Annotated in this window: 18 protein-coding genes; 7 read left to right on the top strand and 11 right to left on the bottom strand. The window is 42.9% G+C overall.

What is annotated here, in order from left to right:
• Positions 1–143: 143 nt before the first annotated feature.
• Together GHNINEIG_RS05640 and GHNINEIG_RS05635 are read right to left on the bottom strand one after the other, a co-directional pair.
• Positions 144–692: a DUF2058 domain-containing protein gene (locus GHNINEIG_RS05640; protein WP_135795744.1), complete on the bottom strand. Its 549-nt coding sequence runs from the start codon at positions 690–692 to the stop codon at positions 144–146.
• A gap of 45 nt (positions 693–737) precedes the next feature.
• The gene (locus tag GHNINEIG_RS05635) at positions 738–2,792 is read right to left on the bottom strand and encodes a protein-L-isoaspartate(D-aspartate) O-methyltransferase (RefSeq protein ID WP_223260949.1); all 2,055 of its coding nucleotides are present in this window, start codon (positions 2,790–2,792) and stop codon (positions 738–740) included.
• A gap of 128 nt (positions 2,793–2,920) precedes the next feature.
• Here GHNINEIG_RS05635 and GHNINEIG_RS05630 point away from each other — a divergent pair, with 128 nt between their 5' ends.
• Positions 2,921–3,847 carry a DMT family transporter gene (locus GHNINEIG_RS05630; RefSeq protein ID WP_135795743.1) on the top strand — a complete coding sequence of 309 codons (927 nt, stop codon included), beginning with the start codon at positions 2,921–2,923 and terminating at the stop codon, positions 3,845–3,847.
• Between the two features lie 70 nt (positions 3,848–3,917).
• On the opposite strand, the gene GHNINEIG_RS05625 is transcribed toward GHNINEIG_RS05630, so the two are convergent.
• Positions 3,918–5,180: an MgtC/SapB family protein gene (locus GHNINEIG_RS05625; RefSeq protein WP_135795742.1), complete on the bottom strand. Its 1,263-nt coding sequence runs from the start codon at positions 5,178–5,180 to the stop codon at positions 3,918–3,920.
• A 126-nt stretch (positions 5,181–5,306) separates the two neighbouring features.
• Here GHNINEIG_RS05625 and GHNINEIG_RS11755 point away from each other — a divergent pair, with 126 nt between their 5' ends.
• Positions 5,307–5,576: a hypothetical protein gene (locus tag GHNINEIG_RS11755; RefSeq protein WP_223260948.1), complete on the top strand. Its 270-nt coding sequence runs from the start codon at positions 5,307–5,309 to the stop codon at positions 5,574–5,576.
• An 8-nt stretch (positions 5,577–5,584) separates the two neighbouring features.
• Positions 5,585–6,589 (top strand): APC family permease, encoded by a 1,005-nt coding sequence (locus tag GHNINEIG_RS05620; RefSeq protein ID WP_223260947.1) that lies wholly within the window; start codon positions 5,585–5,587, stop codon positions 6,587–6,589.
• Here the strand turns inward: GHNINEIG_RS05620 and GHNINEIG_RS05615 are convergent.
• The 4 genes from GHNINEIG_RS05615 to GHNINEIG_RS05600 form a co-directional block, all read right to left on the bottom strand.
• Positions 6,586–9,264 (bottom strand): cation-translocating P-type ATPase, encoded by a 2,679-nt coding sequence (locus tag GHNINEIG_RS05615; RefSeq protein ID WP_135795741.1) that lies wholly within the window; start codon positions 9,262–9,264, stop codon positions 6,586–6,588. The genes GHNINEIG_RS05620 and GHNINEIG_RS05615 overlap by 4 nt on opposite strands.
• Positions 9,265–9,266: 2 nt before the next feature.
• Complete coding sequence (locus GHNINEIG_RS05610; RefSeq protein ID WP_135795740.1) at positions 9,267–10,028, bottom strand: universal stress protein; 762 nt, start codon at positions 10,026–10,028, stop codon at positions 9,267–9,269.
• A 78-nt stretch (positions 10,029–10,106) separates the two neighbouring features.
• Complete coding sequence (locus GHNINEIG_RS05605) at positions 10,107–12,062, bottom strand: hypothetical protein (RefSeq protein ID WP_135795739.1); 1,956 nt, start codon at positions 12,060–12,062, stop codon at positions 10,107–10,109.
• Between the two features lie 126 nt (positions 12,063–12,188).
• Complete coding sequence (locus GHNINEIG_RS05600) at positions 12,189–13,328, bottom strand: sensor domain-containing diguanylate cyclase (RefSeq protein ID WP_223260946.1); 1,140 nt, start codon at positions 13,326–13,328, stop codon at positions 12,189–12,191.
• Positions 13,329–13,414: 86 nt separating this feature from the next.
• Here GHNINEIG_RS05600 and GHNINEIG_RS05595 point away from each other — a divergent pair, with 86 nt between their 5' ends.
• The gene (locus GHNINEIG_RS05595; RefSeq protein ID WP_135796803.1) at positions 13,415–14,623 is read left to right on the top strand and encodes an IS256 family transposase; all 1,209 of its coding nucleotides are present in this window, start codon (positions 13,415–13,417) and stop codon (positions 14,621–14,623) included.
• A gap of 12 nt (positions 14,624–14,635) precedes the next feature.
• Here GHNINEIG_RS05595 and GHNINEIG_RS05590 read toward each other — a convergent pair whose 3' ends face one another.
• The 3 genes from GHNINEIG_RS05590 to GHNINEIG_RS05580 all read right to left on the bottom strand — a co-directional run bounded on the left by GHNINEIG_RS05590 (position 14,636) and on the right by GHNINEIG_RS05580 (position 16,874).
• Entirely contained in the window at positions 14,636–15,202 is a 567-nt protein-coding gene (locus tag GHNINEIG_RS05590; RefSeq protein ID WP_223260945.1) for a 7TMR-DISMED2 domain-containing protein, read from the bottom strand.
• 137 nt (positions 15,203–15,339) lie between these two features.
• Positions 15,340–16,278 carry a DUF808 domain-containing protein gene (locus GHNINEIG_RS05585; RefSeq protein WP_135795737.1) on the bottom strand — a complete coding sequence of 313 codons (939 nt, stop codon included), beginning with the start codon at positions 16,276–16,278 and terminating at the stop codon, positions 15,340–15,342.
• A 20-nt stretch (positions 16,279–16,298) separates the two neighbouring features.
• Positions 16,299–16,874, bottom strand: coding sequence for a hypothetical protein (locus tag GHNINEIG_RS05580; protein WP_135795736.1), 576 nt, complete (start codon positions 16,872–16,874; stop codon positions 16,299–16,301).
• 184 nt (positions 16,875–17,058) lie between these two features.
• On the opposite strand from GHNINEIG_RS05580, the gene GHNINEIG_RS05575 reads away from it, so the two are divergent.
• On the top strand, positions 17,059–17,289 hold the full coding sequence (locus tag GHNINEIG_RS05575) for a YrhK family protein (RefSeq protein ID WP_135795735.1): 231 nt from the start codon (positions 17,059–17,061) through the stop codon (positions 17,287–17,289).
• Positions 17,290–17,555: 266 nt separating this feature from the next.
• Positions 17,556–17,762 (top strand): cold-shock protein, encoded by a 207-nt coding sequence (locus tag GHNINEIG_RS05570; protein WP_135795734.1) that lies wholly within the window; start codon positions 17,556–17,558, stop codon positions 17,760–17,762.
• Positions 17,763–17,889: 127 nt separating this feature from the next.
• Here GHNINEIG_RS05570 and GHNINEIG_RS05565 read toward each other — a convergent pair whose 3' ends face one another.
• Entirely contained in the window at positions 17,890–18,210 is a 321-nt protein-coding gene (locus GHNINEIG_RS05565; protein WP_135795733.1) for a hypothetical protein, read from the bottom strand.
• 232 nt (positions 18,211–18,442) lie between these two features.
• Between GHNINEIG_RS05565 and GHNINEIG_RS05560 the strand changes: the two genes are divergently transcribed.
• A complete protein-coding gene (locus GHNINEIG_RS05560) occupies positions 18,443–18,682 on the top strand; it encodes a hypothetical protein (RefSeq protein WP_135795732.1) in 240 nt (79 codons plus the stop codon).
• Positions 18,683–18,709 lie beyond the last annotated feature (27 nt).

Genomic DNA, 18,709 nt, shown 5'->3' with positions numbered 1-18,709 from the left:
TCAAGGCTGGTGCGGCGTCCATAATATGCTCTCGCCGGCAGGAAGATATGAGAGACTTGGACTAAAGCGGCCATTAAGAAAGAGTTCAAATCAGGCCTGGCTGATTTTAACGATTTTAAACGTTAAATCTTGCACCAGTCCATTTACCAGATCAAATCATCCGGCACTTCAAACTGCGCGTAATATTCTTCGTCTTCTTTGGAAAGCGAGTCATCCTTTTTGGCAATGGGAATCAGTACGTTTTCATCACGTTGCGCTACTTTTTCAGCGACGGTTTCTGGAAGTAATGCATAGCCACTTTTAAATTTCGCAATCCGAATCTTATCGCTCACCAGGCGTTTATGTATTTCGGCGGTTACATTCAACGTTTTCACCACTGTTCCATCGACAAAATTATAGGCAATGTCGCCATCCACCTTTTTTAAACGGTTGGAATCGATTAACTGATACAATTCCGCTTTCGCTGCTTTTTGCGCTTGCTGTTGTTGGCGTTCTTGGTTCAGCTGTCGATCGCGCTCGGCTTTTTTCTGTGCCGCCTCCGCAGCAAGTTTAGTCGCTTCGGTTTGGGTCGTCTGCCCTTTTTTGTTTTTGCTTTGCTTAGATTGCTGATACTTTTCTCGTTTGACTTTTTTGGCCTTTTTTTCATCGACCAAGCCCGATTTTTTCAGTTGATCAAATAACGATCCCGCCATATCTTTTGCTCACCTATACTTTTGAATGGCAGGCATTTTACCTTATTAAACCCCGAATGGGTAAGTGTCAGGCACGCCACTGATTTCTTCGGTGGTTAAAGGCGTAACCGCTTGTGTTTCGTCAATCCAAATATACTCATCAAATTGAAGGGGTAAGACCGCTTCGAAATAATGACTGGCAAGCTCGGTCTCTGGACGGTAAATCACCCCAATAGCTCGTTCTAATCGTGGTTTATTTAACTCTTGAATCAACTGAGGGTCTGAATTGTGACGTAAAGGCAGAATCAATCCAGCCTGTTGAGTTTGATGAAAAAGGTTTTCATAACTTTGCGAATGAGAGGGTTGGACTTGTTTAACCTCCATAGGTTGATCCCAGTTGGAAGCGGCTGCGACAGTGCCATGATCGGTGCCAAATCCGATTCGGTAAGCATCCTCACCAAATGCTTGGCGACACAATTGACCAATATTATGCTCGCCCCGTTTGGACATTTCCGTGGCAGAAGCATCTCCAATATGAGAATTATGCGCCCAAACAATCGCTTTTTCTTCTTCACCACGCGACTGCATAACACGGTTCAAAGTATCGAACATATGTTGATCTCGTAAGTTCCATGAGGCATGAGAACCATAATACATAACACGATAATAACGTTCCGCATTGGCAATCAATTCGGCATTTTGACTGGCGTCTAAAAATCGCTCTCCGTCATTAAGTACATAAGATTGACGCTTTTTGTATAACTCCGTCAACATCTGCGCCACATCATTTTCACAATCTTGATATTGATCACTTAATGCCGCCCTGCCGTAGGCTGCAGGGTTAGCTTCCCACGGGCTCAAACAACCGTATCGCCAACGCGCCACTTCTGCCAAGTCTGGATCAAGTTCTTCTAAATACTCCACCACTGCATTAATGGACGTGAATAGACTGTACATATCCAGTCCATAAAACCCGGTGCGTTGCTCCATATCCAATGTTTTATTGTATTCATGCAACCAGTCGATAAAATCACGCGTTTCCGTATTACGCCACATCCAAGTCGGAAAACGTGAAAATGCAGTCCATTCGGAAGGTGATGTGTCTCGATGCCTTACATAATGATCAATTTGGGCTGCATCTGGCCAATCAGCTTCAGCGGCCACGATTGTAAACCCTTTTTCTTCGATTAAACGCTGGGTAATGCGCGCACGCATGGCATAGAACTCTGACGTACCATGACTGGCTTCGCCTATCAGAACCACTTTAGCATTGCCTATACGTTCTATTAAGCCATCTAAGTCGGCATTCTCTACTGATTCAAACGTCTCACTGTTTTGTAGAATCTGGTCGGGCAAAGATTGGTTAACAATTGGCCTGGTCTGAATGACACGAGGGCTGGTTTCTTGAGACAGACCAGCTTCCAATTCCCATCCTTGTTCTCCAATTAAAGGAACAAAGCGAACATCCGCCAATTTTTCCAGATCGAACTGCGCTTGACCTCGACGTGTTATTCGAACCAACTCTTGTACATTTTTATGCGCTCCGACGGGAACCACCATACAACCCCCAATGGCAAGTTGATGCTTAAGGCTTTCAGGAATACTCGGGGCACCCGCCGACACCAATATGGCATCAAACGGTGCGACTTCTTTCCAGCCTGTGGTGCCATCCCCACTAATGACTGTTACATTGTCATAACCCTCCTGAGAGAGACTTTTAGCTGCGTTTTCGGCCAATTCATCAATACGTTCCACCGTATAAACTTGACTGGCAATTTCGGCCAGCACGGCAGCGGCGTAACCTGAACCGCCTCCTATTTCGAGAACTTTTTCTCCTCCTTTCAATCCTAACGCTTCAATCATATAACCCACGATGTAGGGTTGAGAAATGGTTTGACCTGCGCCTATCGGTAAAGGCGAATCTCGATAACTCAAGTCTTGCATATCTTCTGGTACAAAAGCTTCTCGATGAACGGTTCGCATTGCTTGCAACACCTTAGAGTCGCGAACACCTCGCGCTTCAATTTGGTCGTTAACCATCAGGTCACGTGTTCTTTCAAAATCAATCATCCCCACCCCCACAAATTGAACAGGTCTTAATGCATTTATAGAATCAAACACTTACGGTTATGTTAAAAAGATACTCTTAGGTAATGAAATTCTCAAGACAAAAACATAAAAGTTTTGCTTCCTCGCCGGCATTCATTAGAATATGCTGATTCTTCAGACCCCGCAACGCTAGGAATCCTATGACACCTGCTTTATTGATACAAACGGCTTTATTGACCCTCTTTGCGATGATTGCATTCGCTGCCAACGCCGTCATTTGTCGCTGGGCATTGGATGGCGGTTGGATCGATCCGGTCAGTTTCACCAGCCTGCGATTAGGATCAGGGGCAGTCATGCTGTTTATTGTTATGACTCTATTTGCATGGAAAAATTCACAAAATAAAACCAACCAGCCCATTGAAAAAAATATCAGCAGAGGCAGCTGGAAAGCCGCATTTATCTTATTTGTTTATGCGTTGACCTTCTCTTATGGTTATGTGGCAATCAGCACGGCCACCGGCGCTTTGATTTTAGCGGGAGTAGTGCAATTAACGATGATTGGCTATGCTTTAAAAAATGGTGACAAGCTACACGGTGCAGAATGGGTTGGTGTGGCCTTAGCACTATTGGGGTTGTTGTATTTAATGTATCCAAAACTGACCACGCCCTCTTGGTGGGGCTTGGTCATGGTAATTATTTCAGCTTATACTTGGGCACTGTACAGTTTGAAAGGTCGGCAATCTTTAGCCCCTTTAAAAGATACCGCGTATAATTTTTATCGAACCTTGCCAATGATAGCGATTGCAAGCGGCATCAGTTTACTGTTTATCGACGTAGTACATTTAACGCCTTTTGGCGTGGGAATGGCAATATTTTCAGGAGGCGTCACTTCCGGATTAGGCTATATACTTTGGTATAAAGCCCTTCCACGAATATCTTCAAGTCTCGCCTCTGCCGCCCAACTTTTGGTGCCCCTATTTGCTGCTATCGGCGCAACCTTACTGATTTCAGAACCAATTACGCTGCGACTGACATTGGCAGCCATCATGATGCTGGGTGGGCTTGGATTGGTACTGATTGGACGAAACCAACATCGCAAAGCGGCTATTAAAAATTTATCGCAATAAGAAAGTTAAAAATGAAAGATCGCTAATACAAAAATTAGCCAGGCCTGGTCAATTTTAACCTTTCCCCTCATCACCACACAAAGAACCAAACCGTCAATCCACCCCCTAAGCTACTGATGGCTAAAGGTAATCCTACTTTTATAGCCATTTCTTTCCCACCAATAAAACTGGCCATCATCGCTTTGACCAAATTATTACTTACGGCAGCTATAACCAGCGCTGTTACGGTGACATTCAAGGCCAAACTATCCTGACTCATTCTGGCCAAAGACAAAGTAATGGCATCAACATCAAAAACACCGGATGCAGCAGCCAAAGACAGTATGCCGGCATCACCGTAGGTTTGTTTTAAAAATGCGCTTAGTAGCATAATCAGCACCAGAATCCCTCCAAAGGCTAATGCTACCTTTAAATCCAACGGGTTGGTTAAAACCGATGTCGTGTCAATATTTTTCCCGGTCTGAGTTCGCCAGTACAAAATGGCTGGAAGATAAACCAATAACGCCATGACGGTTGCTGGTAACCACAATTGATTAACCAAGTTTAAATTGAATACGCCCGCCACCAACATCATACGAGGTAACATTGTTCCGCACGCTAGGAGCACGCCTATCGACAGCATTGAACGCATATTGGCATCTTTACGTGCCAACTGCGAAAACCGAAGTGTCACTGCCGTAGAGGCTGACAATCCACCAAACACCCCTGTAAACACCACCCCTCTTTTAGCTCCACCAATTTTAATAGCGAAATACCCGACAAAAGAAATCAATGCGATTAGTACAATCATCCAACCGATGATATAAGGGTTTAGAGTTTGCCAAGGACCATAGCCTTCATTGGGTAGAATAGGTAACAGCACAACTGTCAACAACAAAAGCTTAAGCCCCGCACGCAACTCTTTTTTTTCAAGAGCACCAACCCAGCGATGCAATATCGGTTTATACCCTAAAAGTAACGTCATCACCACCGCTGACGTTGATGCCAATATCACTTGGTCCATGACCGCTAATGCACCGAGAATAAAGGTTAATAATGCTGCGATAAGGGTTGTGATACCCAAATCCTGGTTTTGTTTTAATGCTGCAATATATGCTGATGCTAAGATGACGGTCAAACCTATAAAAACAGTACCGAACACTAGCGCACCAAAGGTTTGTGACAGCAATGCTGTGACGCCGCCTAGCAACCCAATTAACCCGAAAGTTCGCACACCTGCGATGCGTGTTCCTTCAATAGACTCACGCTTTTTCCAGCCGCGCTCAATACCTATCAACAAGCCAATTGAAAGGGCCACAGCTAAAGTATAAAAAAGCTCTAAAGACGTATTCATTATTCAATATTATCACTCTAAGATACGATTATCATTATCGAAAAAGATAATTGGCATTTTTTATGGGTTATTTTTAACATACGTATAATTATTCATAAAAAAGATTTCATATTATTTAGGAATCCGATGACACAATCAAAAACAAAACTCGGCTTTAACGGTACTTGGTCAATGGCCGTTGGTGGCATGATCGGGGGCGGAATCTTCTCAACATTGGGCGTTGTCGTCGCTATTGCTGGTGCTTGGGCCTGGCTGAGCTTTTTAGCTGCAGGTCTAATCGCTTTAGCAGCAGGATACAGCTATGTTAAGCTCGCTACTTTTTATGATGAAGGCGGCGGCGCATTCACTTTTCTGAGGAAAGTCGATGCAGAAGGGTTTGCAGGCAGCTTAGCTTAGCTTGGATTTTGATTATCGGTTATGTTTTAACAAATGCCGTCTATGCTTTCACTTTTGGACAATACCTGGGCAATTTGTTAGATCTTAATAGTTGGTTTCCTCGTGCGTCTGCTGTTGCCATTATTGCCTTGTTCATTGCTCTCAACCTAAAAGGGGTTGCCGAAGCCAGTGGCGTTGAAATTTTTCTTGTCTGGTTTAAGCTGGTCGTGCTGGCTGGCTTGTCGGCTTGGGGACTCTCTTACTGGGACATCCCAATGTTGTCACAAGGGGTAAGCGTGCCAGATGCAGGGTTAGCCGCAGCGCTATTTGGTGCTGCAGCCGTCTTTATGGCCTATGAAGGATTTCAGCTACTGACCTATGATTATAATGATATAGAGGCGCCTAAAAAGACCCTACCACGCGCTGTATTATCAGCCATTATCACGGTTATTCTGGTGTATATTTTAGTGACACTGGGGACTGCGATGCTGATTGGGGCAGATGAGATTGTCAAGCATGAAGAAGTTGCATTAGCCATTGCAGGCGAAAAAGCGTTTGGAATAACGGGACTGGTTGTTGTTACCATCGCGGCAGCTTTTTCAACAGGCTCTGCAATCAACGCAACCTTGTTTGCCACAGCGAGATTAGCTCATAAGGTTGCTGAAGCTCATGAACTGCCAGCGGCATTCTCACACACCAACTCAGAGGGCATTCCTGATCGAGCGGTCATCTGGTTAGGCAGTATTGCTGCTTTACTGGCAGCTATCGGAAATTTAACTTCTTTGGTTGAAGCAGCCAGCTTAGCTTTTTTATTTACCTTTACGGTAGTTTGTGGACTGGCTTTCAAGCAGAAAGCCGGTTCTCGTTGGATTACAGGGTTTGGAGCACTGTCTGCCTCAGCAGCATCTATCGCATTAATTGTTCAATTAACGCAGACCGATTTATCTGCATTGCTGTTTCTAACCGCTTTGATTGCCGTCTCGGTTTTCGGACGCCCAGCCATCTTACGGTATTTAAAAAACTCACGCTTTTAAGCTATGGCCTTCTGCCATTTAGCTTTCTGACGAATTTTATACCATTCATGATTTAATACTAATAGTATTGGAAATGGCAATAAAAGCCATAAATTTTCAAGCGGAACCATTGCGGTATTAAAAATAGATTGAATCATGGGCACATATAAAATGGCAAGAATAAAGACCATTTCCATAGCAACACCGAACCAAATCATTTTATTGATACGGGTTAAATGCCATAAAGAATCCTCCCAGGATCGTAAGGTAAAGACATTTGCCATTTGACACGTTATCGCTCCTAACAGCGTCATGGTCATAGCTTGACGGTGAAACTCCTGAGACAAATCTAAATCACCATATTGCCAACCATTCAAGAATAAGAACCCTAAAAAAGCAAACATGGCGGCCATTCCTTCAAATACCCCAGCCATAAAATAGCCACGTTTGAAAACTTCCCAATCAAGGATTTTTTCATGCCTTCCAATCGGCGGGCGCTGCATAATATGCTTTTCAGGCTTTTCGGCTCCCAACCCTAATCCCGGTAATTGGTCGGTTCCCAAGTCAATAAGTAAGATTTGAATCACGGATAACGGCATCGGTATCTTTAAAAAGAACTGTAAGACATAAGGCACAATTTCAGGCACATTGGAGCTCAAAATATAAGTAGTCAGCTTTTTGATATTGAAGTAAACCGTACGTCCCTCTTCCACTGCTGACACAATGGATTTGAAATTATCATCCAACAAGACCATGTCACCCGCTTCTTTTGCCACATCAGTTCCAGACCCCATCGCGATACCGATATCAGCTTGTTTAAGAGCTGGTGAATCATTAACGCCATCGCCAGTCATCGCAACAACTTCACCATTTTCCTGTAACAATTTGGCAATACGTAACTTTTGTGCTGAAGCCATTCGGGCAAAGAGAATACGCTTGGTTTTTAATTTTTCTTGTAACACCGTATTCGATAAATGTTTCACCTCCGGTCCGGTTAAAACCTCATCTACCCTCAAACCGATATGTTCACCAATCGCTCGTGCAGTCACCGGATTATCGCCCGTAATCATCATGACCTCTATCTGGGCTGAATGACACTGCTTAATCGCTTCTTTCACACCAGGTCGAGCTGGATCGATTAAACCGACTAACCCAAGAAAAACAAGGTCATGCTCTCCATCCCCTACTTTCATTGCAATCGCCAGAACCCGATAAGATTGTTCGGCTAATTGTTTATTCTTTTTTTCAATTTTTGACTGTTCACCAGAGGTCAAACCAACCTTTCCAGAAGAGTGCTGCACTTGAGAACATAAAGGCAAAACACTCTCGACAGCTCCCTTAACAAACAATTCATCATGGTCATTCTTCTTAACCAAAGTAGACATCATCTTCCGGTCGGAAGAAAAAGCATACTCTTTGATTTTGTCATATGGGTTGAAAGCGCCATATTTGTTAGCTGCTACAACCAAGGCAATTTCTGTTGGATCCCCTATCACGGTTCCTTGTTCAAGGTTAATCGTTGCGTGAGTGTTATTAGCTGCCACTGTTAAAAGTTGTTGTAAGTTATCTTCACTGTCTTCTGATGCTCTCCGCTCAAACTTAAGCTGACCTGATTCCAGATAACCGCCCCCGGAAATGGAAACCTCACTGCCATCCGCTAAATAAATGGCTTTTGCTGTCATTTCATTTTGAGTCAAAGTACCGGTTTTATCTGTACAAATCACGGTTGCTGATCCAAGCGTTTCAACAGAATTTAAGTTTTTAATAAGTGCCTGGCGTTTGGCCATTCTCTGGGAAGCTAACGATAAAGATAAGGTGATCGTCGGCAACAACCCTTCAGGGACATTCGCTACAATTAAAGACAAGGCAAAAATGGCTGAAATTAAAACGCCTCGTTCTGAAAACCAACCTAATAAAAAGAACACAACCCCTGCTGCCAAAGCTAACAAAGTCAGTACGGAAGTCATGTGCCTGATTTCTTTTTCAATCGGCGTTACCGTCACGGCCACTTCAGCCGTCATTCGGGCAATTTTTCCGAATTCAGTGGCGTTCCCTGTTGCAATAACAATGGCGAGACCATTTCCATTGGTCACAGCAGAGCCGGCAAATACCATATTTTTAGCATCCAGTTCGCGTTGGGCATCACCAGGCATTAAGTTTCGAGCTGAAGGCGTTGATTCTCCATTTAAAACCGATAGATTCAAATACAGATCATTGGCCTCTAGTAAAATCGCATCGGCTGCAATTTTTTCACCTTCATTCAATTGCAAAATGTCACCTGGTACAACTTTTGTCGCATCAATTGTCTGCCATTCACCATCCCGTAGCACGGTGGCCTCAGACCTGATCAACTTCAACAAGGCTTCCATTGCTTTATCTGCTTTAAACTTCTGCCAAAAGGTAAACGTTGCATTTAGAAAGACAGCACCAAATACAGCATAAGCCAATATATCATTACCTTGATTGGGTTGATAATAGTCGGCAATTAGCGCCAAAATAGCAGCCACTTCCAACAGTATGGGAAAAAATGAAATGTATTCCTTGAGGTATTCAACACGGTAATCTTTATGTTTTTTTTGAGCGATTTGATTTAGACCAAAAGATTGCAGACGTTGTTTCGCCTCCACTTGAGACAAGCCTGCCTTAGAGCTTTGTAATGATTTTAAAACATGGTCAATCGGTTGGCGAAAGAGCATTATTACGCCTTCCAGGGGTAAAACAAGATACTGTTAATGCAGGACTGGTCTGTAACTTGGTTTAATGTTTTCCTTGAATAGGAATCGGCGTTATACACAACCAAATCCATGTCATTTTCAATCAAATAACTCTCCATTAAAGACGGATTGATTGGTTGCAATACCTGGACAACTTCAACTTGTTGTTTGAGCATCCCGGCCAATTGAACATATGGAGCCGCTTGGTATTTAAGGCCGGACTTACTCGAGGCCTTTTTAACAGTTCGACTGTTTTGCAAATACAACTTACCTCGTGCCTGATTTGCTGAGATGAGTGCAATCCATAAAAGGTAGCAATGCGGGTTAATCTTTTCTCCTGCTGCCAACAATACTCGATGAAAGGAACGCACTTGAGATACATTCTTGACCTTCACGACGGCAATGGCTGTTTCAATACCGGAACGGACGATTTTTTCACTAAAAGAATGTGTGTTTGATTGTTTTCGTGTTGCACAAAACAGAGTATCGATTGAATAGAGTTGAGCAAAGTGCTTTAGTTGCTCAATGACATCCCCTTTTAAAATAACGGCCTCAAAAGAAAGTCCACTGGCTTCAGCAATTTCTTCCAATGTTGCCAAAGAGGACTGGAACTTTTCAATAGATTCCAGTCCATTATCAACAAACAAAAAAGTAAGCGGCAATTCAATCGATTTTGCATAAGAAATGGCATAAACACTTGCTGCTTCAGACAGTAATGAACCATTTACTAACGATACCACTCGCATAGGAACCTCTCTTAAGAATAAACTGTCTGAATTCCTGCAAAACACGCCTTAGACGTGTTTAACATTACGCTTCGCATTTTAAAGAGAAGGATAGGTTGCTAAAACTTCCGGTTCCGGTGGGGTGTTTTTATACATTGCTTTAAAACGCCCCACATAGCTGTCCCCTTCTATTTCATCATCGGCGTGCATGCTGTCTACAAAACTCGGACGAATGGTCTGATAAAGCAATTCTGCTTCCACTGAAAATGGCGCTGAAAACCCTGTCGTATTAACCTGGTAGGTTACCGTATCCTTACCATCTGACCCCGCCCCTGTTTTGCCTGAGGCAAAATTAGCATCACTCACCGCCGCACCGACAATGTCATCATCATAAAGGGTTTGATCGACCGGGTTCTGATGTCGCCCTGCTTCGGTCCAACCTTTAGGAGGAATGCGGTTGTCTTTTAAATACTGACGTGCGTGCAGCAGAACATGCGTAATGTCCTGATTCACATCTCCCAAGACATCTTCATAAATCATCACCTGATCTGATGAGGTAATCACGTCATGATGCGGCTCGTAACATTGATTGGTCAAAGAATCAAACCCGCTGATTTTATGACTTGCCAAACAGGTACTGGACGTAAACAAATCATCTTTCCCTTCAATTCGCCCTTCTTCATGCTTGCCAGATTCAAACACCACCTGACCCGCGCTGTCTGTCACTTTTAAATGAACCCAAACACGACGAGATGGAAAACTGGTAGGCAACTTATGCCCCGCATTATTTGTAATCACCACAGGAACCGTCAGAGTGTTTCCTGACAAGGATTGGGATAAGGTAAAGTCTACCGCTTTTCGGAGCATCGATTGTGTTTGAGCGATTTTCTCATTAAACCCTGCTTCTGTGGTTTTATCAGCAATGCCGAGCTCTACCATATATTTACTTAACAGCCCTAGTAAGTAAGTATTACCTCCAACCATTTCATGTTCTGAAAAATTACTACGCTCCCACGCATTGGCTGGTCGAGTTGTTACTGCTGTTTGATAAGGAGGCGAACTGACAGGTTCCGGCATATGGCAGGCCTGGCAGGTTTTTCCATCTGCAAGGTATCGGCTGTTTAACCATTCCCAATAAGGGGCCTGCTCAGGAAATTGAGCTATCTGACCAGTCGGATCATAATTCCCTGTTGCCGGATCGATTTTATGAAGTTCCCCATCCAAGTTTAAGGTGGGCGTATAAAGGTTATGGCAAGTGGCACATTTAGCTGAGTCACTCATGTGCGCTGCATATTCGGGAATATATTGCGTTGCATTCTGCATTGCTTGGTAATATGGATTGAGAACAATGGGGCCAAAAATTTTAGGATCAGTTGAACCATTTTCAGCAGGAGAGTTGATTTTGTAGTTTCCACTCATATTAGAAAGCGGCATCTCTGTTTCGGTTAGCCCTGTTGTTTGGTTCACCATTGGATCTTGCATCTGATGACATGCAGTACACGAAATGCCTTCCCGACTATGCGGATCGGTCATCGCCGTCTCAAAAGCATAACCACCATCTGACAATAACCCAGTTGGATCTGGCACTAATAATTCTGGATTTTGATGGGCATGAGTATATCCCATTGGGGCATGGCATCTTAAACAAGTATTTTCGATAAAAACTTTTTTATCCGGGAAAAGATGTCCTTCTTCTTCGACCACCGCATTATAGTAAGGGTCATTTAAAGAATGTGCCATCACACCATGCTTCCATTGAGTGGCCGGACTAATATCTTTACCGTCAAATTCCATCACCGTCGTGCCATTTCCAGTATGGCAGCTGGCACAAGTTGTCGCATTGGCAAAAACACCTAGCACGCCCCAGTTTGCGGTGTAGCTGGGACTGTTAAATATCTCCGAAGTTACCTGATCATTTTGAGATGTGTCATCACCATTAGAAGCTGATGTGCCACTGTCATCACTTCCTCCAAAGCAGGAGGCTAACAATACTGAAACCAACACGATTGATAAAGATGGAATGGCTTGAAAGTTGGGCGGGAAGAAGGCTTTCATGATGACAGCTCCAGTAAAAAATGAGTATCCTTAAGTAAATTACAGCACTTTCAAGAAAGACTGTCAAAGACAACTGATTCTTTTAAGTCGAAAGATGATTTGAATTAATAAAACATTCCTCCTGGCTTAACGAACAGCCAACACGACTTTATTTCGACCCGAGCGCTTCGCATCATAAAGTGCTTTATCCGCTAATTGAATGGTGGAGATCAAACTGATATCTTCCATCAGAACTTCTGCCATACCGATACTTGTCGTAATGGAAATGGCACTACCGTTTTTATCAGTCACCATTTCTTCAATCGCAAGCCTGATTCTCTCTGCTACTTTTTGTGCATTTTCAATATCAGTGTCAGGCAATAAAATCAAAAATTCCTCTCCCCCCATCCGGAAGATTTGGTCTGTACTTTTTGTATTGCTTCTCAGCAGATTAGCCACTTTTTGCAACACGATATCACCCACCGAGTGACCATAAGTGTCATTAATTTCTTTAAAGAAATCGATATCCAGCATCATGGCCACCAGTTTTTCTCGATAGAACTTTTGAGAACCACTGTCAAATTGTTCGCAGAAATGATTGAAAGCACGACGATTTGCCACATTCGTCAAAGCATCGGTATTGGCAGAGATTTCTGCCAACAGTTTTTCTTTCTCGGTACTTTTGACTCGGTCAACCAACGCAAAAGACAAGAGAATCGAATCAATCGCCAATCCATAATCTACGGCTTGATAACCGACATGGCTATAAGGAATAATGGCCATCACCGTTAAAGCCGTCACACTGGTTCCGACTAAACCGGCCGTGGTACCCAATAAGAAAAACCGAGCCGTTTTATTCCCTTTGACATAGCTCAAAAAAGCAATAACAAAGACATACAAACTGAAGATCACCGACATGCCGATCGCAAACATCACATGCGCGTGATAACCGAAAAACACTGTAATCAGCATAACACTGACAAACAGCCATATCATGCCTTTTGTAATTTTATAAGCCAGTGGAATATATTTTTCTAAGTTAAGGAAAGCTTTTGCAAACAACAGCCCTGCAATTGCAAACAAAAAGATAGTCGTCCCTTGTATCCAGTTTTGAATAACCGGGGAGTCTTGCAATAAAAACTGAAAAGTATAGCCGTTATAACTGACATTCATTGCCAGAAACGACATCAAATAAAGCACGTAATATGCATAGTATCGTAATTGAATACTGGCAAATAAAATAAAATGATACAAAATCATCGCGATAATGATGCCGTAGATAAACATCGAGGTCGCAAAAAGGGCCTGTAAACCAAATTGTGTAAACGCTCATAGTTTAAAATTCCCCGAAAAGGAAAATCACTATGAGCAACATCGACCAAGAAAAACTCAAAGCCATGGCCGCTGAGCTGGCCAAGGATATCAAAACTCAGAGCGACTTGTCTGACCTCTCAGCCAGTCTGCTTAAAATGACCGTTGAAGCCGCCCTCGGTGCTGAAATGGAAGAGCACCTGGGCTATCCCAAGCACCACAGTTCCGACAGCGACAACAGCCGAAACGGCTATTCATTTAAAACCCTCAAAGGCGACCATGGCGAAGTGGAAATCGCCATCCCTCGGGATCGCCAGAGTGAGTTTAACCCCACCATTATCAAAAAAGGCGAAACCCGCCTGACCAGCATGGATGACCAGATACTGGCGCTTTATGCCAAAGGCATGACCACCCGAGACATTGTGGCAACGTTCAAAGAGATGTATGGCGCTGATGTCTCGCCAACACTGATCTCCAAGGTCACCGAAGCGGTCATGGAAAAAGTCACCCTCTGGCGTTCTCGTCCGTTGGACGAAGTCTATCCGCTGCTGTATCTCGATGGTATTGTCATCAAGGTCCGCCAGGACAAACAGGTGGTGCGAAAAACCATGTATGTAGCGCTTGGCGTCAATACCGACGGCCAAAAAGAATGCCTGGGCCTGTGGCTGTCTGAGACCGAGTCATCCAAGTTCTGGTTGAGCGTTTTAAACGACCTTGAAGCCCGAGGCGTCAAGGACATACTGGTCGCAAGCGTTGATGGCCTGACGGGCTTTCCTGAGGCCATCAATACCGTCTACCCTCAGGCAGATGTTCAACTTTGCATTGTGCACATGGTGCGCAATTCCCTGCGTTATGTTGGCTACAAAGAGCGCAAACAGGTCGCCAACGACCTCAAACAGGTTTACCAGTCAGTGACCGAAGAAGAAGCTCTGTTGGCGCTTGAGCAGTTCGAGACCAAATGGGATGACAAATTCCCCAATATCGGTCGTTCCTGGCGCAACAACTGGGACAATGTGGCCACGCTGTTCCAGTACCCTCAGGCGATCCGCAAGGTGATCTATACGACGAATGCGATTGAATCTTTGAACTCGGTGATTCGCAAAGCCACCAAGAATCGCAAGATCTTCAGCCATGATAACTCGGCCTTTAAAATCATTTTTCTGGCCATTGAATCGGCCTCAAAAAAATGGACCATGCCGATTCGAGACTGGAAATTAGCCATGAACCAGTTTATGATTCTGCATGAAGAACGCTTGAAACCTTATGTTTGATCAACCGAGCGTTTACACAGAATTATTTACAGGCTCCGCAAAAACAGAAACATAGTTCTTAAATAACGATTCTCTATCTAAAATTGAAATCGGCACAATAAAGGGATCGCGTGTTTTGATTTGAACATACACCGTTGAGACTCCTGGCTTAAATTCATGTTCAACATTAGGATATGGATGCTCTGCCGCTCGTTGCTTGAAAGGAAATAACGTCCCTGTCAAAAATGTTTGTTGCGTTTGATCAGGCGAAATAACTTTGACTTGAATGGAATCCAGCCAAGGCGTTTCAAAAACCAATAAACGGTTTAATGCGCTTGAGTGAGTATTCACAACTTTAAACTTGTAATACAAAGTTGAACGCGTAAACAAATAAGAGCAAATGTCTTCATCAACAGGTTCAAACCGAGCATCAGGTATCTTTTCTATTTCAGCAAAAGAAAGGCTACTGTCTTCATCCTCCAGAAACAGCATGGATTTACCGATTTGGTAATGTGGCTGGGACAGATCAATCAACGGCATGGCATGGGATTGAATCACCACACCCAACAAAAGAAAAAGAAAGCTGACAGTTTTAAACATGGACAAGTGCATCAATTAATTCGTAATTATGCCCTGATAATACCATATTCTTTATGGAAAATATCATTCTAAACAAAAGTGCGTATCAGAAAATAGAATCAAAGCGTCCAAGCCTGATGCCAATAAGAAATGAGGTGCTATTTAGATGCCTGAACCCTACTTTTGACCCAGCTACCACTGATAACCAGCAATAATACGATGGCACCCAAAACCACCCCTGTCAAAGCATTAAAGCCTTGTGAGGCTAAAAAGATAGCCCACCCGGTCATGTCACGGGTCAAGATCTCCACCAGTGGATGCAAAAAAGGTATTCCATGAACAATTATGCCGCCGCCCACTAAAAACATGGCGATCATTCCTACAACGGAAAGCGTTTTCATGAGTTTCGGTGCAAAACTGAGCATGCCATGACCTAAAGAGCGTTTAAACCGCCCCCACTGACTGGGTCCCGAACTCTGAATCAATGCTAAACCACCGTCATCTATCCGAACAATTCCTGTCACGAGTCCATAAACAAGTATCGTGATCAGAATAGCAACCACCGAAACGGTTAGAGCCTGCGTTAAAAAAACGGCTCCTTGGGTTGCGCCCAAGACCAACACAATAATTTCCGCTGACAAAATAAAGTCCGTTCGAATCGCCCCTTTGATTTTTTGCTTTTCAAAAGCAACGATGTCAACCTTGTCGTCCTTAATGGCATCGGTCAAGGCACGTTGATGTGACTGGTCAGATTCTGGCGAATGTAGCCAACGGTGGGCAATTTTTTCAAATCCTTCATAGCAAAGGAAAGTTCCCCCTAGCATCAACAAAGGCATAATCAGCCAAGGTAAAAAAGCGCTGATTAACAAGGCCAGCGGTACCAAAATCAATTTATTGAGAAATGACCCCTTCGCCACAGCCCAAACCACAGGCAACTCTCGATCCGCTTTCACGCCGGTCAGCTGCTGTGCGTTCAGTGCTAAATCATCACCCAACACCCCTGCGGTTTTCTTTGCAGCGACCTTGGACAGTACGGCAACGTCATCTAATAATGTAGCGATATCATCAATGAGAGCAAGTAACCCGACGCTGGCCATACAGCCTCCTCAAATGATCTTTATTGCAGAGCTTCTTTAGGTGTTTCTACCATTTTTAGTTTTAGCAACCGAATTTCTTCTCCATTATCTGGATTACGATAAATATCATGCATCGGTTCTTCTCGAACCAATTCATAATTCTCCTGCATATAAAGGGTACGCTCTTCATAAAAGCGCTTTAATATCGACACTTCTATTGCCCAGCCTTTTGGGAAAGCCACACCATCAATCTTTTCTTCCGACTGGAGTGCCGCCACACAAATCAAAGTATCGTCTTTTAGCTTAGTAAATTGCACACTCAACCAAGGACAGGTCACATTGATCTCACCGAACTGGGTTACCATTACAATGTCCCGGGCTATTTCTTCGCCATTTTCCATACTGTTATAACGCAACCCGGCACTTTCCAATGCCATGACAAATTCATTAGCATCTTTCAAATCCATAAACCCGATACGTAGCAATCCGGCATCAGAACAGATCGCCATTGGCTGGAGGGTTCCCTCTACCGAGGCCAAAGCAGAAAGCGCCTCTTGGTTTTTCATAGCTTGCGCCTTATTAATAATGATGGAATACCCTTCAACTAAAACGGCCACTTAATGACTCCTTTCGATAAAAATGAATGTCATTATTCTAGCACCACTTTTGTATTTGTTAAAAATAGACGGCTGAAAAATTCATGACGATTAGTTAAATGGCGGCACTTAGACACATCTAGGTTGCTTGAAGTGAAAATAAAAACATTTACACTGTGCATTCAAAATAAAAAGCGGTGTTTAAATGAAAAATTTTTTAAGAATATTGGTTCAAGACTACGGGTGGATTCATCTTTCGCTTGGATTATTCGGCAACCTGATGTTTTTTATCGGCAGTATTTTATTCCTGCCTTCATTTGAAATGTATCGGACCTTCGCTGTTTGGCTTTTTATTGTCGGTTCGTTGTTTATGTTAATAGGCTCTGTCGGCCGATTACTGGTTGATCTTTGGGATCGATCTTTTCTGAAAAAATAATTTCTAGTTAAAACTTGATATAGAACAAGGGCTTTGAAAGATTTTTTTCTTAAGCATCAAACATTTACATAAATAAAGATTGACAGATTCGCGAAACTAGCGTCTAATGGATTTCACTAAGAAAGAAATTCTATTGTTTATCTGCTCGACTTCGTTGTTTTATTCGTAATAATTCTCCGTGCTGTGTAGTTTTAAGTACAAGTTTATTTTTCTGATGTTCACGCCGTAAGGCACTCTTTAATATTATAAATTTACAGGATATTATTATGTCTAATACAACAGGAACTGTTAAGTGGTTCAACGAAGCTAAAGGGTTTGGTTTTATCGAGCAAGAGTCTGGTCCAGACGTTTTCGCTCATTTCAGCGCAATTGTAAGCTCAGGCTTCAAAACTTTAGCTGAAGGCCAAAAAGTTGAATTTACTGTAACTGACGGGCCAAAAGGTCCTCAAGCAGAAAACATCGTTGCTCTTTAATCCTTTGCGTTAATTCGTAATCGCTTAAAGCAATAATAAAAAGCAAGGCATCAAGCCTTGCTTTTTTTTCGTCTTCAATAAATGATTTTAGCCAGGCCTGGCAATATTTAATGGCACAAACACCCTCTTATTCCACCAAATAATCCATTAACTGTATATACAACTTTTCTAATACCTTAATATTGTATTGTGTGGCTTCAATGTCGCAATCAGGATGCGATAAAGCATCTTTATTCAACTGCCAAACCCGTTTACAGGTTTGAATTGTTGTACGCAATTCATAGGGCGATGGATTTCCCGGGTCACGCCAATCTCCTGGCATCATATCAACCTCTTTTGGAACAAACTCGCAGACCTTCCCTTCGTTTGCTTCATTGGGTGTTGGTAAAAAAAGAGGCTTATAGCCGCTAATCGTTTCGTTCGGAACTCTCTTTCTCGCTCTTGGCATAATTGACTCCTAACCACTCGTTTAAAAACATTAAGAAAATTTATACCTCGACACCAGTATATAACCTAGTTAACAGGTAGGAAATAGATTTTTTTATTCAAATCATGCAGACCAAGCATTTTTTCTATAAGATTTAGTTCTAAAAACAAGTTCGATAACAGTGTGTTATTGCCTTTTTTCACCCTATTTTCGGTACAATTATTATCCGTTAAAAACATCAACGAGGATCATCATGGACATTTGGCAAAAATTGTTTTTATATTTAGGTGCTTTGATTGGCGCAGCTTTTTTACTGGTGGTCATGATTGTGTTGGGCACGGCCGAAAACGGTCAACTGACAACGGAAGGATTGCAACATCTTCAAGCGTCCTTAACCTCGTTTTATGAGCTCTTTCGCTGGTTTGTCTACATCTGGCTAATAGCCGGTGCTGTGTTATTGGTGCGTTTCTTAAAAAGCTTCTTTTCTAAATAGTTATTTACAGTTTAAAAATCTTTAAAA

Source organism: Hydrogenovibrio crunogenus (genome assembly GCF_004786015.1).
GTDB lineage: Bacteria > Pseudomonadota > Gammaproteobacteria > Thiomicrospirales > Thiomicrospiraceae > Hydrogenovibrio > Hydrogenovibrio crunogenus.
Note: the sequence above shows the minus strand (reverse complement) of the source record. Positions and strands in the feature narration are given on the sequence as shown.